The sequence below is a fragment of the Clostridium sp. OS1-26 genome, from assembly GCF_030915445.1.
Lineage (GTDB): Bacteria > Bacillota > Clostridia > Clostridiales > Clostridiaceae > Clostridium_AM.
This window is the reverse complement of the sequence record NZ_CP133264.1, coordinates 5508040-5525729: the sequence shown is the minus strand read 5'-3', so window position 1 is coordinate 5525729 and position 17690 is coordinate 5508040. Positions and strand designations below refer to the sequence as shown.

Genomic DNA, 17690 nt, shown 5'->3' with positions numbered 1-17690 from the left:
CAATATGAAGCTTAATTTATTATTACCAGAACTATTGAAATATACTATAGAGGTATTTGTATAAGTGTAAATTCACTATTATGATAAACAGAGTTCTTGGCATCAGATGGAGTTTTAACTCCACCTGATGCTTAGAAATCGTTATCCAGGGACGTAGCCGCTCTTTACTCCCGCTTGGAGAAGCGGGAGTATTAGAGCGGGTAGTCATCGGATAAATGAAAAACTTTAATAAAAACGCCCTAGGTTTAGTGTCCTAGGGCATTTTTTATTAACTATTTATTTGTATCTTTAAAGGCTTTGCTTAAATTACCTGTTAAGGCATTTAATAGATTATCATTAGGCTCTATTACCCAACCTTTATCACCTTTAACCAATTTAATGTCAACTTCTGTTGTGGTTTTAGCTGCATTTGGATCATTCATTGCATTTAAAAATGCTTGCATTATCTGATTCTCAACATCAGCCTTATTTTTAGCATCATTTTCAGTGGCAGAAAAAGCTGATGCAAGAAGAGTAGGCATTAAATCTCCAACTGTCTTACCATATATTTTAGGTAAGTCTAGTGAAGTAACTTTAGCTTTTACAGTAGCATTATTACCATCTACTGTAGAAGAAACAGTCTCATAACTTATTTTTGAGAAAACAGCTTTAACTATTTTTTCTTGATTTGCATCATCAAATTTAAATTCATCTTTGTTACCTTCTTTTTTCATATAAGTTGCCATAGCATTAAAATCTGATTTTTTAGCTGCATCAAAGAAATTTTTTACTGTTTCATCTGGTTTAGGTCCACATGCAACCAATGTTAAAGTGAATAAAACTAAAGTTAATATTAGAGTTAATTTTTTAAAGACTTTCATAATTAATCCCCCTTAAAATACAATAATGTTATTGAGTATAGTTTGTACACTTCATCCCATTTCAAGTATTTGTAACCAAATGAAGCACAATGTAAATTATATATTCTTATTACATTATTGTAAATATATTCAACAAAATATGACAAATGTAGACAATTTATAAACTGTAAATTTCTATTAAAATGTAAAAGCAGCAACTGTTTTTTTAGAGATTATATTAACATCTTATACTAAAAAATGTAATATAAAAGATTTATCCGATGACTTATCCGCTCTAATGCTCCCATCGCACTCTGTGAAAGCGATTCGCACCAAATCAGAGATTTGGGCTCTCTGCTTTTCTTCAAATGGGAGCAAAGAGCGGCTATATCCCTGGATAACGACTTCTAAGCTTCAGATGGAGGTTAAATGCCTAAATGGCGGGCTGCCCAGTGGTCGTAGACAAACTCCACCTGAAGCCAAGAATTCTGTTTATAGAAAGTCTTTTAACATTAGTTTAGTGAAATCAATTTAGTTTAACTATTTTACGTAAAAAGAATATTATAATCAATCCTGCAATGATATAAGTTCCAGTATGAGATTCTTTAACTGGTGCAGACTCTAAGTAGCCTACACTTCCTTGCCAAGAAGATGGATTTTCAGATGGAGGCGATGCATAATATGAATAGACATATTCTCCGTCATCAGAAGAATCAACATATATATCATTTCCATTCATAGATATAATTACAGGCATACCATTTGCAGGTACAACGTTGCTGCTTTTAAGAATACCTCCTTTAAATTTACCGTTTGTAATTACGGAATCTTTTTTAGTTGTGCTATCAATAGTTGGTGCAGAAGTAATTTTCTCAGTTTTAATAGGTGTACTAGCACTTGAAGGTTTACTTACGGTTTTTGTATTAGAGAAATCTCCACTTTTAGAAGTACTAGAGGTCTTAGAAGTATTAGAGGTAGTAGATGAATTCTTACTTGGAGATTTGGATTCGTTTTTAGTAGAGCTTTTATTACTAAAGTCTCCGCTTTTAAAGTTACTAGAACCAGAAGGGGAATTTTTAGTTGAAGTTGTAGATTCGCTCTTAGTTGAGCTCGAATTACTAAAGCTTCCACTTTTGTAACTACTTCCAGCGGACTTTGAAGATGACGAGCTTGAGGATGAACTGGAAGGCTTAGAGGATGAACTTGAAGATGAAGAGCTTGAAGATGATCCCCCCTTTGAATAAACTGTAGAAAAACTATTAAATATGAGAAGAAAGGCCATTAAAAAGCATAACAAATATTTCTTTATGATAAACTCCCCCTTAAACTAAGCTAATAAATGAAAAATTGTATTTTGTATTTTATCCGATGACTACTCGCTCTAATACTCCCTCTTCTCAAAGAGGGAGTAAAGAGCGGCTACGTCCCTGGATTCGTTCAACTAAGAATCAGGTGGGGCTTGAAACCCCATCTGATTCAAGTTTCCACTTCATCAAAGTGTCTCTTGTGATGAAGTTTTTAATTTTAAACGTGATTTTTTCACATAGTATACTATTATTGTAGCTAGAACAACTAACCATATATATTTATAGTTATTAGAAGGATGAATTTTATCAGAATGTGATGTTATAGCAGAAATAATACTATTAGATGCATATAATGCTCCATCATCATACTTTTTTTCATTAAAATATGTTGGAAAGTCTTTTATAGTACTCATAGAAATATAGGATTGCAAGTCTTTACTGGAAAAAAGTATATATTGTTTTTCTTTAGTTGATGTTAGAAGTATCACATACTTACCTTCAATTTTCCAATTAGATATCAATTCTTTGCAATATTTATCAATGCTCATATCCTCTAATTTATCTATTGTTATCACATATACTGCAACATTTGTATCATCCTTTAGTTTGCCTAAATCAGATTCTAACTTCTTTGAGGTATCGCTAGAAAGTATATTTTCATAATCAGCTACATATGTATGAGACCATGGTTTATCTACGGTAGACTTTGCGTAAACTGAAGTTTCTGAAAGTAATAATATAGGCATAAAGAAAAATAATATAGATAAAACTCTTCTAATCATAAAATCCCCTCCTCTTTATGTATATTATACCATCAAGTATAAAATGTGGAATAAAGTAATTAAATTATATATAGAAAAATATATAATTTTGCAATATTTTGCATCAAAGTGTGAATAAATGTGGGTTGTATCTGCTTAAATTATTGCACTGATCTACAGTGGGTATTTGGATATTATTTTAAATATGTTAAAATAAAAGGTATTGATGGAATAAGAAGGGAGTCCAAGCCAACAATGAGAAAAAAATTAGACATAAATAAGACAATCATAACGATAATTGCTTTAAGTATAATGCAAATAAGTACAGTAATAATAGTAGTGCTATATAATTATTTTCATCAAAATCCTTTTAACTTCAAGGAAAAGCTTTATAATGGAGATTTGCTCATATATGCAATTATGTTTATAGGAATTATTAATAGTTTTTTTACTGTGAAGAACATTAGATATCTTTATGGGAAGAGTTATGAATATACCACATTAAAAAGCACCTTAGAAGAATTAGAAAATCTAAATAAAACTCTTCGTGGTCAAAGGCACGATTTTATGAATCATTTGCAGGTAGTATATAGCCTTATGGAAATGGAGGAGTACTTTGATGCAAGAGAGTATATTGAAAAAGTATTTAAAGATATTCAAAAGGTAAATAAAGTCCTAAAGACTTCAAACCCGGCAGTAAATGCATTGCTTCAAGCAAAAACATTATATGGAGAAAAAAGAGGAATAAAAACAAAAATAGTTATTACAACTTCATTTAATGATTTAAAAGTGCCATCTTGGGAGTTTTGTAGAGTACTTGGAAACATTATAGATAATGCAATCTATGCACTGCAGGAAGTAAAAGAAAATAGAACTATACAAATTGAACTCTTTGAAGATTTAAAGTCATATGGATTCAGAATAAAAAACAATGGGCCAATGATTCCAAAAGAAATTATTGAAAAGATTTTTAAGGCAGGAGTTACTACAAAGGGAGAAAAGGGAGAAGGTATGGGACTATCTATTGTAAAAGACATACTTACCGAATACGGTGGAGATATTAATGTAATTAGTAACAAAGATACTACGGTTTTTGAGGGATGGGTTCAAAGGTAATAAAGAAAAGCTAAAAATACGACATTTTAAACTGCTGAATGTATATCTTAACAACTACATATTCATTAATAAATGAAGCAGAGGTAGTATATTGTTATAGACTCAGCTAGTGAGACTTGAATCTAGGAATTTAGTGTCACTGACATTATGGTTATATATGCTTGGTGACAATCATGTATAGTATAAATAAGAAAGGGAGGTATAGTTATTTGGAAATGGTGAATTTTTTATCTAATATAAGTTGGGCTGCACTGCTGTGTTTTGGATTCGGATTTTTTCTGGTAATTGTTGAGATGTTTCATCCTGGATTCGGAATTCCTGGTATTTTTGGAGGAATACTTCTCATTGCTGGAGTAGTCTTAACAGCAACAAGTGCAATACAAGTTTTAATATTACTTGTTATTATTATTTCAGTACTTGGAGTAGCACTTACATTTGTTTTAAAATCTGTAACTAAAGGGCGGCTTTCAAAAATATTAATTTTGCATGAAACTCAAAAAAAGAAGCAGGATATATAGGTACAGAAGATCTTAATTATTTTGTTGGACAAGTGGGGACTACCTTAACAATTTTAAGGCCAGCGGGTATAGCAGATGTCAATGGTATAAAACTTGATGTGGTTTCAGAGGGGGAGTTTATTTCTAAGGATAGAAAAATAGAAATTATAAAAGTAGAGGGACGAAGGATTGTTGTTAGAGAAAAAGTATAGATAAGATAAACAGGATTCTTAGTATTAGAGCGGATAGTCATCAGATAAAGGGTGTTTATTAGAAAATCGTAATTAACTATAAATTAGGAGGAATAGTATTATGAATAGTACAGTTTTAGTTGTTATAATTTTAGGAGGTATTGCCTGCTTTTTAGCTTTATTTCTAAGCTTTGTACCTATTACACTGTGGATTTCAGCTATAGCAGCAAATGTTAAAGTTAGCATTTTTAATTTAATAGGAATGAGGCTGAGAAGAGTTGCACCAAAAAAAATTCTTTTACCTCTAATTAAAGCAACAAAGGCAGGATTGGATATAAGTGTAAATGAATTAGAAGCCCATTATTTAGCAGGGGGAAATGTAGATCAAGTGGTAGATGCACTTATAGCTGCTCACAGAGCAGATTTTCAACTACCTTTTGAAAGAGCAGCAGCAATAGATCTTGCAGGTAGAGATGTACTTGAAGCTGTAAAAATGAGTGTTAACCCAAGAGTAATTGAAACACCAAATGTTTCAGGAGTTGCAAAGGATGGTATTGAGCTTTTAGCAAAGGCAAGAGTAACAGTAAGGGCAAATTTAGATAGATTAATAGGTGGAGCTGGAGAAGCAACAGTGCTTGCGAGAGTTGCAGAAGGTATTGTAACAACAGTAGGTACATCGATTTCTCATAAAGAAGTATTAGAAAACCCAGATGCTATATCCAAGACAGTTCTAGCAAAGGGATTAGATGCAGGTACTGCTTTCGAAATACTATCAATAGATATTGCAGATGTTGATGTTGGAAGAAATATAGGTGCTCAGCTTCAAACTCTTCAAGCAGAGGCAGATAAAAATATTGCTCAAGCAAAGGCTGAAGAAAGAAGAGCAATGGCTGTTGCAAAAGAACAAGAAATGAGAGCTGCAGTAGTAGAGGCTGAGGCAGAAATACCAAGAGCTATGGCAGTAGCATTTAGAGAGGGAAAGCTAGGGGTAATGGATTATTATGATATGCAAAATATCATCTCAGATACAAAAATGAGAGAATCTATATCTAAAGTCAGCAAGAATAAAAATGAAAATAATTCATATAAAACTTCTAAGGATATGAAGGAGTAATAAAATATGATTTCTTCTTATGATTTTAAAGAATTTGGATATGCTATGAAAAAGATGTTTAGTGATTTAAAAGAAGAGTTGAATTCTAGAGTTGAAAAGCTTAATGGTGCATTTTCTAGCATTAATGAAGTAAGTAAATCTGAAGAAAGAGATTCTGATAAAGGATCAGAATTAATAGATGCATATTCACGAAAAAAGGAAGAGATAAAGTATAGGCAAAAGCCAATTTCTATAGAAAAGAGTGAAGCAGAAGATAAAAAAACAGGATTAGATATTGAGTTCACAGAAGAGAAAGTTTTGCAGGCCATTGTATATTCAGAAATACTTGGCAAACCAAAGGCAAAGACAAGAAGGCGGTGATAAGTATTGGAGCTTAAAGTTTTCATTGGAGATGACGAAGCTGGAATGAGAATGGTTCTAAGAAAGGCCATTGAAAAAATAGAAGGTTTTAAATTAGTAGGAGAAGCAGAAGATGGTGAAGCTGTTGTCTCTTCTGTGGAGGAAATACATCCAGACGTTATATTTTTAGATGTAGAAATGCCAAAGCTTAATGGTGTAGAATGCGCAAAAAGAATAATGGATATAAACCCTAGAACTATAATTATTTTTGCAACAGCACATTCTATGTATATGTCTGATGCCTTCCAACTTTATGCCTTTGATTATATAGTAAAACCTTTTAAGCTTGATAGAATTTATCAAACCTTAAATCGCATAAAGTCCTTAAACCAATATCATAGTGAACAAGAGGTTCATAAAATTATTCGCCATGAAAAAGGATTAGATAAAGTATTGATTAGAAGCAAAGAAGGTATAAGTTTTGTGGATACAAAGGATATTATTATAATACAAAGGGAGGATAGAACTACAGTTATTTATACTGTAGATAACAGTTACACTACCTCTGAAGGCATGAGTGAACTAGAAGGAAAATTAGATAAAACTCAGTTTTTTCGAAGCCATAAATCATATATTATTAATCTTTCTATGATTCACAAAATATATCCCTATGGGCGATGGACTTATATTGTAAAGCTAAAAAATACAGATAAAGATGCTCTTTTAACTCACGAAAGATATGATGTATTGAAGGATATGTTTAGTTCTTAAAATAGGACAGGAATTGATTTAAATAGAAAAATCAGTTCCTGTCTTTTTTATGAGATTTTAAGTAGTTTGAGATTAATGCAACTTATAATAAACTATTTTTATATATCGAATCGATTTTTGTAAAACCAAAAATATCATGATATAATAAGTATTAACATTTTCAGTATAGTTGAGATTACTCATTAATACGGTATTCGTATTTTAAGAAAGGAGAATTAAATTATGGATGCTAAAGTTTTAGTAGTTGATGATGAAAAAGAAATTGCAGATTTATTAGAAGTATATTTAAAAAATGAAGGATATATCGTTTATAAATACTATAATGGTAGAGATGCACTTGATTGCATTCATTCCCAGGATTTGGATTTAGCCATTTTAGATGTAATGCTTACTGATATAGATGGCTTCACCATTTGTAAGAAAATTAGAGAGAATCATTTTTTTCCTGTTATTATGCTAACAGCCAAAGGTGAGGATATAGATAAAATTATGGGCTTAACTATAGGTGCAGATGATTATATCACGAAACCCTTTAATCCATTAGAAGTATTTGCAAGAGTAAGAACACAGCTTCGACGATATATGAATTATAATCAAGATAAACAAGCAAATAGTAACGGCTCTGAAAAGTGCAGTGAATATGATCTTAAAGGATTGCTTATCAATAAGGATACTCATAAATGTACTTTATATGGAAAGCAGTTATCGTTAACGCCAATAGAATTTTCTATTCTTTGGTATCTGTGTGAACATAAAGGTAAGGTGGTTTCTTCAGAAGAGCTGTTTGAAGCAGTATGGGGAGAAAAATACTTAGATAATAATAACACAGTTATGGCTCATATTGGACGATTACGAGAAAAAATGAATGAGCCATCCAGAAATCCTAAATTTATAAAAACAGTATGGGGAGTTGGCTATAAAATTGAATAAAATTAACATGAAAAATTTCACAAGAAACTTATTTTTTAATATATTTGGAAAGTTCATTTTAACGGTAACAATATTCTCAGTTACGCTTGTAGTCATAGGCTCTCTTATTTATGATGTTATTAAGGGTACCACTAGTTATGGAATTTTAAAATTTATTGATGATAATAAAAGCCTCATCGCCCCAGCTATATGGATTATTGGAATTATTATTATTCTTGCATGGTATTGGATTAAAACAATCAGCTATATTGTAATAGTAGCAGAAGCCAGTAATTCCATTATTAATTCAAATGAGGAGCTTATTCATTTTCCAACTGTGCTAAAACAGATGGAAGATCAGATGAATAGTATAAAAGTAGATATGCTTCGAAAAGAACAAATTGTAAAAGAAGCAGAACAAAGAAAAAATGACTTAGTGGTTTATTTAGCACATGATTTAAAAACGCCCCTTACATCTGTTATCGGTTACTTGACTTTGCTGCGTGATGAGAGACAAATTTCAGAAGAATTAAGAGAAAAATACCTTAATATTTCTTTAGAAAAAGCTGAACGCTTGGAAGATTTAATTAACGAGTTTTTGAAATCACAAGATTTAATCTGTCAAATCTTATTTTGGAATTAAGTCGGGTTAACCTAACAAGGATGTTAGAGCAAATTACTTATGAATTTAGGCCAATGTTGGCAACAAAAAACTTGCAATGTATTCTAAATATAGCTCCGGATGTAATAATTAAATGTGATGTTAAAAAGATGGAACGAGTATTTGATAATCTAATTTGTAATGCTATCAACTATAGTTTTGAAAACAGCATTATTAAAATTACGGTTATCCAAGATGGAACTGGCTTAAAGCTAAGATTCCATAATCAGGGTAACACTATTCCAGAAGAAAAGTTGAACCGTATTTTTCAGCAGTTTTATCGATTAGATGCTGCACGAAGCTCTAAGACGGGTGGGGCAGGATTGGGGCTTGCAATTGCGAAAGAAATTGTTGAATTGCACAAAGGAACTATTACAGCATATAGTAAAAATGAAGTAATTGAATTTGAGGTTTTCATTCCTATAATTTCGTAGGAAAATCGTAAGAATTTCATCATAATAAAGTAGGTTTCTGTTATGGAAAAACGAACAAAGAGTGCTCCTTGCTTCGGTATAATTATATTACCAAAGCAAGGAGCACTTTGCTTTGGAGGATAACCAATAAAAAACTCTATTTTGTAATGAAAGGCGGAACAAATATGAAAAAGTTTATAATTATATTTATGCTTTTAGTAGTTGGAGCAGGAGTATTTTTTACGAGTGGAAGTGAGTTCGCTGACAGAATGAACCCATTTCTTAAAAGGGAAATTTATTACACAGTTGTAAAAACAGATGGTAAATACTTAGGACAAGATAAGGTTAGAAAAGAAGATAAATGCTATCAGTATGAATTTGTAGGTTACAATAGCGAAGGAAAAGAGCAAAAGATTATAATTAATGCACCGAAGAATTTACGCCATGGAGCTTACTTATCAATACTATCAGCAGGAAAAAGTGGAAAAAACTACGAAGAAGTACAACCAAATGAAATACCTAATGCAGCAAAAGTAAAATTAGGATTAAAGTAAAAATTTATTATAAGATATAGATTTTAAAGTCACTAACTAAATTTATATTTAGAGCTGTATTATACAAATTCTGAGAAAACAGGGATAGTGATAACGGTGAAGAGGAGATTACGAATATGAAAACAATATTAGAAGCAAAACATATTTCGAAAGTATATGATACAGGTGGAAATAAATTTGAAGCGTTAAAAGGAATTAACTTACAGGTAAAAGAAGGTGAGTTTGTTGGAATAATGGGTCCTTCGGGGTCAGGTAAAACCACGCTTTTAAATGTTCTATCTACAATTGATAATATTTCCAAAGGTGAAATTTTAATTGATGAAAAAGATATAGTAAAGATGGATGATGATAAATTGGCGTTATTTCGTCGAGATTATTTAGGATTTATCTTCCAAGACTATAATCTATTAGATACGTTAACGGTAAGAGAAAATATTGCATTGCCTCTTGCACTATCAAAAGTAAAAGCTAGTGAAGTAGATTTTCGGGTACTTGAAATTGCAAAAAAGTTTGGAATTGAGCATATTTTAGAACAATATCCATATCAAGTTTCGGGTGGACAAAAGCAACGCTGTGCAGCATCACGTGCCATTGTGACAAATCCAAGTATAATTTTTGGAGATGAGCCAACAGGAGCTCTTGATTCGAAATCAGCGACAGATTTATTAGAAAGCATGAAATCATTAAATGAGCATGATCAGGTGACGATCTTAATGGTAACCCATGATGCATTTGCCGCTAGTTATTGTAAGCGCGTCATTTTCATTAAAGATGGTGAATTATACAAAGAATTGCACCGTTCTAGGTTAACAAGAAAGCAGTTCTTTCAACAAGTAGTGGATGTTATGTCTGCCATTTCTGGAGGTTCAGTAAATGAAGCTATCTAGTATTGCCATCCGTAATATAAATCGCAATTTTAAAGATTATTTTCTATACTTTGCTTCCATGATTTTTAGCATTGTAATTTATTTTACATTCAAAGCATTACAGTACAATTCCCAAATAGTAAAAGCTGCTGGTAAGTCCAATAAGATTGGGGATGCTTTTAAGATTTCCAGTGTGATGTTAATTATATTTGTTGCAGTCTTTATTATATATTCCAATGGGTTTTTCATACGTAAACGTAAAAAAGAAGTGGGATTATATTCATTACTAGGAATTTGTAAAAAACAAATTGGTAGAATGCTATTTTATGAAAATATGTTAATGGGGCTACTATCATTAGTAATTGGAATTGTAATCGGAGGTTTGCTATCCAAGCTATCTATTGAACTATTAATAAGTATAATGAGATTAAATTTGAATGTTCATTTTGAAGTACCTATGGATGCAGTTATAGATACAGCTATTATCTTTTTTGTGATTATACTATATACATCCTTTCAAGGTTATCGATTAATTTATCGTTTTAAATTAATTGAGCTTTTTCACGCTGAACGTGAGAGAGAAGTAATGCCAAAAGGATCGGTTATTATGGCATGTATTTCGGTTTTTTTAATAGGTTCTGGTTATTTTTTATCATTGACATTTGCAGAAGTTATTAAAGGTGCAGATCCCCTGACAATCGCTCTCTACATCCTACTCTCAACAGTGATTGGTACCTATTTACTATTTATCTTCTTTACTGTTTTTATACTGAAAAGAGCACGGAAAAAGAAGACTTCGTTTTATCATGGTATGAATATAGTAACAACATCGCAGTTACTGTATCGCATTAAAGGAAATGCGAAATCACTTGCAACAATTGCAGTATTAAGTGCTGTTACATTAACATCGGTTGGAGCCTCTGTCACAATGTATTATAACACATTTGTACAAGCTAAGAGGTTTGCACCATTTAGTTATTCCTATGAAAAGAAGGATGGGGAATTGGATAGTAAAGTAAATAATATTTTTAATCAAGAAAAAGACAACCATCCAGTAACAGATCAGTTTGAAATAGAAATGGTTCCTGTTAAAGGGAAGTTGGAAGGTGAACAGTCTGATAAGATTAGAAATGCTAATTATCTTATTTCAGAATATTATCATCTTGTATCTCAATCATCATTTAATAAGATTGCAAAAAAAATAGGTACAGACACTATAAATTTAAACCCGGAAGAAGCTTTCGTATATGATGATACGTATGTCAAAGGTTATGAGTTTAGTCCAGTATATAAGGGAAATAAAGCGGCATTTCCTATTGGGAATGAAACAAAAACATTAATAATTCGAGAAGCAGTAGGTCGTAGTCTTACGAGCTTAGACGAATTAGTTATTATTGTACCAAATGAGGTATATGAAAGTGCAAAAAGGATCGCTGGGATACGTGTTGTCAAAAATATTAATATAAAAAATGAAAAAAACAGCAGGATATTAACGGAAAAGTTGAAAAAGGTAATGCCAGTAGGAGAATTTGCAAGTGTACAACCTTTTAGAGATTTTTACACTGATTTTCAAAGTGGAATTGAAGCAACAGGTTTAATGATGTTTATTGGTATATTTTTAGGCTTTGTATTCTTGCTTGCAACAGGTTCTATCATTTACTTTAAGCAGTTAGCAGAAGCTGATGCGGATCATGATAGTTATGTTATCCTCCGTAAAGTTGGTGTGACGAAAAAAGAGATGAAAAAAGCGATAGCAAAACAAGTAAGATTTATCTTTGTAATTCCATTAGTTGTTGGTATTTTACACAGTTTATTTGCGGTAAAAGCTTTATCCACTTTAATGGCATACCAAATTTTGATTCCGTTATTAATAAGTATCGGTGTATATAGTGTCATTTATATTTGCTATTATTTTTTAACCGTTCATTCTTATTTTAAAATTGTCAATCAGAATTAATTCAAGAGGCGCATGGTTTTCGTGCGGCTCTTTTTACGTTCATATTTTTATTCTCAACACAAAATGCAACAGTTTTTAAGCTCAATGAAATTTCACATTTTTGTTTGACAAATAAAACCAGGTGTTGTATAGTTAGTTACATAAGTAACTAACTAATGAGGTTGGGATATAATATGAAAATTTTAATTGATGATAGTAAACCGATTTATTTGCAGGTGGCAGAGGGCATAGAAGACGATCTTCTGAATGGAATTATAAATGAAGGAGATCAAGTTTTATCTACCAATCAATTTGCAGCTATTTACGGAATAAATCCAGCAACTGCAGGTAAAGGCATAAATATGTTGGTAGATGAAGGTGTACTTTTTAAGAAAAGGGGAATAGGAATGTTTGTAAAAGAGGGGGCAAAAGAATATATAAAGAAGAAACGCAAAAGGATTTCTTTAATGAATATTTGTGTAAGATGATTTCTGAAGCTAAAAAACTAGATATAACAACTGAAGAATTGATAGAAATGATTAATAGTATTGAAAATAAGTAATCTATAAAGAGTTATAGCTATGAATATATGGGGGAATGAAAATGAGCTTAGCAATAGAAATAAAAGACTTAAATAAAAAATTTTTAAATATAAAAGCCTTAGATAACTTAAATTTAAACATAGAAGAAGGTAAAATATATGGACTACTAGGAAGAAATGGTGCAGGAAAGACCACACTTTTAAAAATAATCACAGCCCAATATGTAAAAAGTTCAGGTACAGTAAAGGTTTTTGGTGAAGAGTCTTTTGAAAATGAAAAAGCTCTTAGCAAAATCTGCTTTGTAAGTGACAAGCCAAAGTTTATACCAACTTTTACAGTAAGAGAAATATTTAGTATAGCAAGAGCCTTTAATAAAAACTGGGACAGGGAATTTGAAAAGGTACTTATAAAAGAATTTGATGTGGATTTAAACAAACAATATAAAAACCTCTCAAAGGGGATGCAGTCTATAGTATCAATAATAATAGGACTAGCAAGCAGAGCAGCTATAACTATATACGATGAGGCTTATACAGGGTTAGATGCAGTTGCTAGAGAGAAGTTTTACCGCATTTTGTTAGAAGATTACAGTGAAAATCCTAGGACTATAATATTTTCAACTCACTTAATAGATGAAGTTAGTAAACTGTTTGAGAATGTGATAATAATCCATAAAGGTAAAGTTATATTGGAGGAAGAAACAGACCTCCTAAGAACTAAAGCCTTTTATATAAATGGTGACAGTAATAAGGTAAGTGATGTTACAAAAAACAAAAATGTTATCTATAAAGAAGTTATGGGAAATAACATTAATGCTGCTGTACTACATACCATTTCCAAAGAAGAAAAAATAAAAATTGAAAATATGGGACTTGAAATGAAAAGTATGCCTCTTCAAAAGCTATTTATTCATTTAACTTCAATTGAAAGTGAAGGAAGGTAGTTTTTATGAATATGCAAGAAGGTAACAAATTAAAGTTTCAGTTAGTATCAGTTTTAAGACAAAATATATGGCATTTAATAACTATAGCTGTAGTTGGTTTTTGTCTGGCCTTATTTAGTATACAAAACTTATATCCACTAAGATACGGGTATAATGGGAAAACATCTTATGATTTATTTTGGTTGTTGGCAATATTCGCAAATGTAAATACAGCTTTAGCCATTGGTTACAAGGAGACAGCTGCTTATTTTTTAAATCTAGGCTATACAAGAAAAAAATATTATAAAGGCAATATTATATTCAGTTTTATTATAAGTGTCATGACATCAATAGTAATATTGCTTGTTTATATAATAAATTTACTAAGTGATAAATTATATAAATTAAATGGAATTATTACTTATATGGGATTCCATTTTGAAGGATTTACAGTTTATTCCTATGTAAAAATTGTTTTTATAACAGTTATAGTAATGACCTTTATTTGTGCCTTTGCAAATTTCATGAGTGTAATAGCTCTTTCAAGTAAATTTTTAGGAATAATAATAAACTTAGTTATATTTTTAGTGCTTTTTTTAGTAATCTTCCAAGAAAAATTCAGTAATAAATTTGTTAAATTCATTTCCTATATAAATAATAATTTAACTTTAGCTCTTATGTTTTATATAGCTTTATCTATAATATTATATATTTTAGCTAAAAAAGTACTTATGCATATGGACATAGATTAAAGAAGGGGGTATAGGGTTATGAGAGAGCTAAATGTTTGTTTAAAGCTTAATTTTTTATGTAGAAAAATTCCTATTTTAATAGGCACAGTTTTAATGTGTATACTTTGTGTAGAAATAAAAAGAAATAATATTTATATGAGTATAGATAATGTATATAAGTTAGAAAGCTTATTTTTAATAATTTATGCAGCTTATAACTATAAGAATTCTTTTATATATTGGATTAGTATGAGCGGGAGAAGAAAGGATTTTTATTTGAGCAGCTTTATTCTCTATATTTTTACTGCAGCAATAATTTCTTATGTACAAACTTTAGTATTTATTCACTATGCGTCACAAATTCAAGTATTTAATGGAAATTATGGTGAGCTTAATTTACTAGAAGTAGTTAGTTTTACTCCTTTAGGATTATGGCTTTATCAATTCATAGGGTTTATGTGTGCAGCTTGTGTAGGAGCTTTAATAGGGACTTTAAATACAAGACTTGATTTAGGGGAAGCGATTGCTATGAGTTTCGGCTATTATTGGGGATTTATGCTATTGCATATGTTCCTAATTAAAATCTTTGGAGATGACCTACCGAATTTTATTACCAACCAATCTACAACTTATTTGTTCGAAATTATTATTTATGCTATATCTGTATATATAGGTTGGAGAATTATAAGCAGGGAGGAAGATTTATGTATAGAATAAAGATTCCAATTTTAGCAGTAATAGTAGCAATTATGATGCTGCACTTGTATTCTATGGGAAGTAAAAGCATAGTTGAGCCTCTTGGCTATAGCGGCAGTGTAAAAATGATAGATAGCCAGCCAATGAATAATATCAGTGGGTTAGTATTTCCTTCATACGATGATAAAAAATATATTTATGCATTTATATTAGATGGAGACAAGTTAAATTATAAAAGATATGATATTGAAAATGGCAAAGAAATAAATATAAATTTACCTAAAAATAAGAATTTGTTTATATGTATTGAGGAAAAAGACTCAGATAGGGATCATTGGAATGAGAACAGCGACCTTGCAAGTTTGAATCTTATTGGGGAAAAGAACTTAAACAAGGCTGATTGGAGTTGGCACAGTAATTTTATTGATTTAAATCTTAAGGGAAAGTTTGCAGAACCAGTTAATGATGGAAGTGTGTATTCATACAGATCATTTTTAAAAGAGATAGAAAGAGAACGATTCCAGCACAGGTATTTCCAGTTCTTTGGTGAAAATAAAGGTGTCGAAAAAATATCTCTAGTATATGGAGAGCAGATTAAGGATTATATAAAGATTCCTGTGACTATAAATGTAGAGTAAAAATCTTTAAAATATAAATTTTTTCTGCAAACCCTTTTGTTTGTAAATATTCCAATATAAATTTTTAGATCTCGTAATCTAAAATGTATTTTGTCTAAATATTTACTTTTGATCACCTATAGTATAAAATTACACTATAAATAAAGTTTTTAGCATAGGATAAGTACAAGGGGTGATAACATGACAAGAGAAGAATTTGTAGAAAAAGTTGATTCAAAGCTAAAATTAATAAGAAACGAGAAAAACTATACTCAAGATAGAATGGCAGAGATACTTGGAATATCTAAGAAAACACTAGTTCAGATAGAAAAAGAAAGAGGCACTCTGGGATGGAGTGGAGCAGTAGTAGTATGTTCATTATTTAAAGATAGTGAAGTGCTTCAAATGACTTTAGGGGAAGACCTAGAGGATATAATGATTTCTCTAGCCTTTGGAAAATGCGAAGGAAACCACATGAAGACTATGGGAGGAAAGGTTTGGTGGAGAGATGTAGAAGTACGGGATAACTACAAACTTCAGCAAAATATAATATCAAGTCATTATAGAATAATAGATAACGAGAATAGAAGAATATGCTCCTCTTTTGATAAGGAATATATATATATAAGAGCGAAAGAATTATTTGAATTAGAAAAATAATTATATAAAAAATTGATAAGGCATCTGAAAGAAAATAAAAAGTTAAGTATGTGACGGATATTTCGAGTCATACTGACTAATTATTTTTTGAAGATGCCTAGTATATGATATATAATAGTAATCGAATAGAATAAAAAAGCTATACGTCATGAGAGAGAAGGTATTTTAATGATTAAGTTACTTTGGTATGTCTATTTTGCAATTTATCTTTTTATTAAAACCGTAACAGGTAGAACTAAATTATTCTTTTTGAGAAAAAAATCAAAGGAACTTGCTGATAAATATGCATATAAACAATTACAGGATATATCTAACCATGTTTTGAGGAAATCTAAAACGAACACTTTAGTAAAGGGACAGGAGAATATTCCAGAAGGCCCTTGTCTTTTTGTAAGTAATCATCAAGCAATTTTTGATGCTTTTCTATTACTTGCAAACATAAACAAGTTAACAGCCTTTATTGCTAAAAAAGAAATAAAGAAAATCCCTTTAGTGGGAAGCTGGTTAAGCCAAATTGACACTGTATACATTGATAGAGATAATATCAGAGAAGGAATGAAAGCTATTAATTCAGGTGTAGAAAACTTAAAAAAAGGACAATCAATGATTATTTTTCCAGAAGGAACAAGAAGTTTAAAATCAGAAATGGGTGAATTTAAAAAAGGAAGCATGAAGTTAGCCCTTAAAGCAAATGTGCCAATAGTGCCTGTTACTATTGATGGTACTTATAGAGTACTAGAAGCTGGTGAAAAGGTAAGGGGAAACTCCATTAAACTTATATTTCATAAACCAGTATATCTAGAAGATTTATCAGCGGACGAGAAAAAGAATTTAGCGGAAATCTTACATGATATTATTGAGCATGGTTTAAAAGCAGAGAGCCCAAATCTTTGATTTGGTGCGAATCGCTTTCGCAGAGTGCAAGCAGAGAGCCCAAATCTTAAGTAGGCATCGAAAATCTATGATTTTGAGATGATCACTTACACAGCGTGCTGATTTGGCGCAAATCGCTTTCACAGAGTGCAAGCATAGCATAAATATATTAAAAGGTTGATTTTCTCTCATAAGAAAATCAACCTTTTAATGTATTTAAAAATAAACACATAAAACAGTTTTCTACTATTAACAACATAGAAATTGTATTTTTATACTGTTGACATGAGTTTATAATAAGGTAGATAATATATCAGATAAAGGGAAACTTCGATCAAATAGAAGCAAAAAAACCAGTAATAATAGGTAAAACTT

The 17690-nt window shown here is 30.8% G+C and carries 20 protein-coding genes and 1 pseudogene; 18 read left to right on the top strand and 3 right to left on the bottom strand.

What is annotated here, in order from left to right; translation table 11 throughout:
- Positions 1–272: 272 nt before the first annotated feature.
- From RCG18_RS27210 to RCG18_RS27200, 3 genes are all read right to left on the bottom strand, one after another.
- Positions 273–860: a DUF5105 domain-containing protein gene (locus RCG18_RS27210; protein WP_308039093.1), complete on the bottom strand. Its 588-nt coding sequence runs from the start codon at positions 858–860 to the stop codon at positions 273–275.
- Between the two features lie 505 nt (positions 861–1365).
- On the bottom strand, positions 1366–2121 hold the full coding sequence (locus RCG18_RS27205; RefSeq protein WP_308039092.1) for a hypothetical protein: 756 nt from the start codon (positions 2119–2121) through the stop codon (positions 1366–1368).
- A 210-nt stretch (positions 2122–2331) separates the two neighbouring features.
- A complete protein-coding gene (locus RCG18_RS27200) occupies positions 2332–2928 on the bottom strand; it encodes a TPM domain-containing protein (protein WP_308039091.1) in 597 nt (198 codons plus the stop codon).
- A gap of 234 nt (positions 2929–3162) precedes the next feature.
- Here RCG18_RS27200 and RCG18_RS27195 point away from each other — a divergent pair, with 234 nt between their 5' ends.
- The 18 genes and pseudogenes from RCG18_RS27195 (at position 3163) to RCG18_RS27110 (ending at position 17336) form a co-directional block, all read left to right on the top strand.
- Positions 3163–4023, top strand: coding sequence for a Spo0B domain-containing protein (locus tag RCG18_RS27195; RefSeq protein WP_308039090.1), 861 nt, complete (start codon positions 3163–3165; stop codon positions 4021–4023).
- 209 nt (positions 4024–4232) lie between these two features.
- Positions 4233–4541 (top strand): hypothetical protein, encoded by a 309-nt coding sequence (locus RCG18_RS27190; RefSeq protein ID WP_308039089.1) that lies wholly within the window; start codon positions 4233–4235, stop codon positions 4539–4541.
- 32 nt (positions 4542–4573) lie between these two features.
- On the top strand, positions 4574–4732 hold the full coding sequence (locus tag RCG18_RS27185) for an NfeD family protein (protein WP_308039088.1): 159 nt from the start codon (positions 4574–4576) through the stop codon (positions 4730–4732).
- Between the two features lie 100 nt (positions 4733–4832).
- Positions 4833–5825, top strand: a complete 993-nt coding sequence (floA, locus tag RCG18_RS27180) for a flotillin-like protein FloA (protein ID WP_246517132.1) — start codon at positions 4833–4835, stop codon at positions 5823–5825.
- A 6-nt stretch (positions 5826–5831) separates the two neighbouring features.
- Positions 5832–6185 carry a hypothetical protein gene (locus RCG18_RS27175; protein WP_308039087.1) on the top strand — a complete coding sequence of 118 codons (354 nt, stop codon included), beginning with the start codon at positions 5832–5834 and terminating at the stop codon, positions 6183–6185.
- 6 nt (positions 6186–6191) lie between these two features.
- On the top strand, positions 6192–6935 hold the full coding sequence (locus tag RCG18_RS27170) for a LytTR family DNA-binding domain-containing protein (protein WP_308039086.1): 744 nt from the start codon (positions 6192–6194) through the stop codon (positions 6933–6935).
- A gap of 222 nt (positions 6936–7157) precedes the next feature.
- On the top strand, positions 7158–7865 hold the full coding sequence (gene vanR / locus RCG18_RS27165) for a VanR-ABDEGLN family response regulator transcription factor (RefSeq protein WP_308039085.1): 708 nt from the start codon (positions 7158–7160) through the stop codon (positions 7863–7865).
- A 388-nt stretch (positions 7866–8253) separates the two neighbouring features.
- Positions 8254–8939 (top strand): annotated as a pseudogene (locus RCG18_RS27160) (sensor histidine kinase); the annotation flags it as partial.
- Positions 8940–9103: 164 nt separating this feature from the next.
- The gene (locus tag RCG18_RS27155) at positions 9104–9472 is read left to right on the top strand and encodes a YxeA family protein (protein WP_308039084.1); all 369 of its coding nucleotides are present in this window, start codon (positions 9104–9106) and stop codon (positions 9470–9472) included.
- 116 nt (positions 9473–9588) lie between these two features.
- Positions 9589–10359: an ABC transporter ATP-binding protein gene (locus tag RCG18_RS27150; RefSeq protein WP_308039083.1), complete on the top strand. Its 771-nt coding sequence runs from the start codon at positions 9589–9591 to the stop codon at positions 10357–10359.
- Positions 10346–12295, top strand: coding sequence for an ABC transporter permease (locus RCG18_RS27145; protein ID WP_308039082.1), 1950 nt, complete (start codon positions 10346–10348; stop codon positions 12293–12295). The genes RCG18_RS27150 and RCG18_RS27145 overlap by 14 nt, the downstream gene beginning before the upstream one ends.
- Before the next feature lie 173 nt (positions 12296–12468).
- Positions 12469–12762 (top strand): GntR family transcriptional regulator, encoded by a 294-nt coding sequence (locus RCG18_RS27140; RefSeq protein WP_374118993.1) that lies wholly within the window; start codon positions 12469–12471, stop codon positions 12760–12762.
- Positions 12763–12877: 115 nt separating this feature from the next.
- Positions 12878–13759: an ABC transporter ATP-binding protein gene (locus RCG18_RS27135; RefSeq protein ID WP_308039081.1), complete on the top strand. Its 882-nt coding sequence runs from the start codon at positions 12878–12880 to the stop codon at positions 13757–13759.
- A gap of 5 nt (positions 13760–13764) precedes the next feature.
- On the top strand, positions 13765–14490 hold the full coding sequence (locus tag RCG18_RS27130; protein WP_308039080.1) for a hypothetical protein: 726 nt from the start codon (positions 13765–13767) through the stop codon (positions 14488–14490).
- Positions 14491–14508: 18 nt separating this feature from the next.
- On the top strand, positions 14509–15186 hold the full coding sequence (locus RCG18_RS27125) for a hypothetical protein (protein ID WP_308039079.1): 678 nt from the start codon (positions 14509–14511) through the stop codon (positions 15184–15186).
- Complete coding sequence (locus RCG18_RS27120; protein WP_308039077.1) at positions 15174–15803, top strand: hypothetical protein; 630 nt, start codon at positions 15174–15176, stop codon at positions 15801–15803. The genes RCG18_RS27125 and RCG18_RS27120 overlap by 13 nt, the downstream gene beginning before the upstream one ends.
- A 180-nt stretch (positions 15804–15983) precedes the next feature.
- Entirely contained in the window at positions 15984–16442 is a 459-nt protein-coding gene (locus RCG18_RS27115) for a helix-turn-helix domain-containing protein (RefSeq protein ID WP_308039076.1), read from the top strand.
- Between the two features lie 168 nt (positions 16443–16610).
- Positions 16611–17336, top strand: coding sequence for a lysophospholipid acyltransferase family protein (locus RCG18_RS27110; protein WP_308039075.1), 726 nt, complete (start codon positions 16611–16613; stop codon positions 17334–17336).
- Positions 17337–17690 lie beyond the last annotated feature (354 nt).

What these genes read in the sequence shown, in the direction of transcription:
- RCG18_RS27210 (WP_308039093.1), bottom strand. Translation starts at nt 860, where the DNA reads ATGAAAGTCTTTAAAAAATTAACTCTAATATTAACTTTAGTTTTATTC.
- RCG18_RS27205 (WP_308039092.1), bottom strand. Translation starts at nt 2,121, where the DNA reads ATGGCCTTTCTTCTCATATTTAATAGTTTTTCTACAGTTTATTCAAAG.
- RCG18_RS27200 (WP_308039091.1), bottom strand. Translation starts at nt 2,928, where the DNA reads ATGATTAGAAGAGTTTTATCTATATTATTTTTCTTTATGCCTATATTA.
- RCG18_RS27195 (WP_308039090.1), top strand. Translation starts at nt 3,163, where the DNA reads ATGAGAAAAAAATTAGACATAAATAAGACAATCATAACGATAATTGCT.
- floA (WP_246517132.1), top strand. Translation starts at nt 4,833, where the DNA reads ATGAATAGTACAGTTTTAGTTGTTATAATTTTAGGAGGTATTGCCTGC.
- RCG18_RS27175 (WP_308039087.1), top strand. Translation starts at nt 5,832, where the DNA reads ATGATTTCTTCTTATGATTTTAAAGAATTTGGATATGCTATGAAAAAG.
- vanR (WP_308039085.1), top strand. Translation starts at nt 7,158, where the DNA reads ATGGATGCTAAAGTTTTAGTAGTTGATGATGAAAAAGAAATTGCAGAT.
- RCG18_RS27155 (WP_308039084.1), top strand. Translation starts at nt 9,104, where the DNA reads ATGAAAAAGTTTATAATTATATTTATGCTTTTAGTAGTTGGAGCAGGA.
- RCG18_RS27150 (WP_308039083.1), top strand. Translation starts at nt 9,589, where the DNA reads ATGAAAACAATATTAGAAGCAAAACATATTTCGAAAGTATATGATACA.
- RCG18_RS27145 (WP_308039082.1), top strand. Translation starts at nt 10,346, where the DNA reads ATGAAGCTATCTAGTATTGCCATCCGTAATATAAATCGCAATTTTAAA.
- RCG18_RS27140 (WP_374118993.1), top strand. Translation starts at nt 12,469, where the DNA reads ATGAAAATTTTAATTGATGATAGTAAACCGATTTATTTGCAGGTGGCA.
- RCG18_RS27135 (WP_308039081.1), top strand. Translation starts at nt 12,878, where the DNA reads ATGAGCTTAGCAATAGAAATAAAAGACTTAAATAAAAAATTTTTAAAT.
- RCG18_RS27130 (WP_308039080.1), top strand. Translation starts at nt 13,765, where the DNA reads ATGAATATGCAAGAAGGTAACAAATTAAAGTTTCAGTTAGTATCAGTT.
- RCG18_RS27125 (WP_308039079.1), top strand. Translation starts at nt 14,509, where the DNA reads ATGAGAGAGCTAAATGTTTGTTTAAAGCTTAATTTTTTATGTAGAAAA.
- RCG18_RS27120 (WP_308039077.1), top strand. Translation starts at nt 15,174, where the DNA reads ATGTATAGAATAAAGATTCCAATTTTAGCAGTAATAGTAGCAATTATG.
- RCG18_RS27115 (WP_308039076.1), top strand. Translation starts at nt 15,984, where the DNA reads ATGACAAGAGAAGAATTTGTAGAAAAAGTTGATTCAAAGCTAAAATTA.
- RCG18_RS27110 (WP_308039075.1), top strand. Translation starts at nt 16,611, where the DNA reads ATGATTAAGTTACTTTGGTATGTCTATTTTGCAATTTATCTTTTTATT.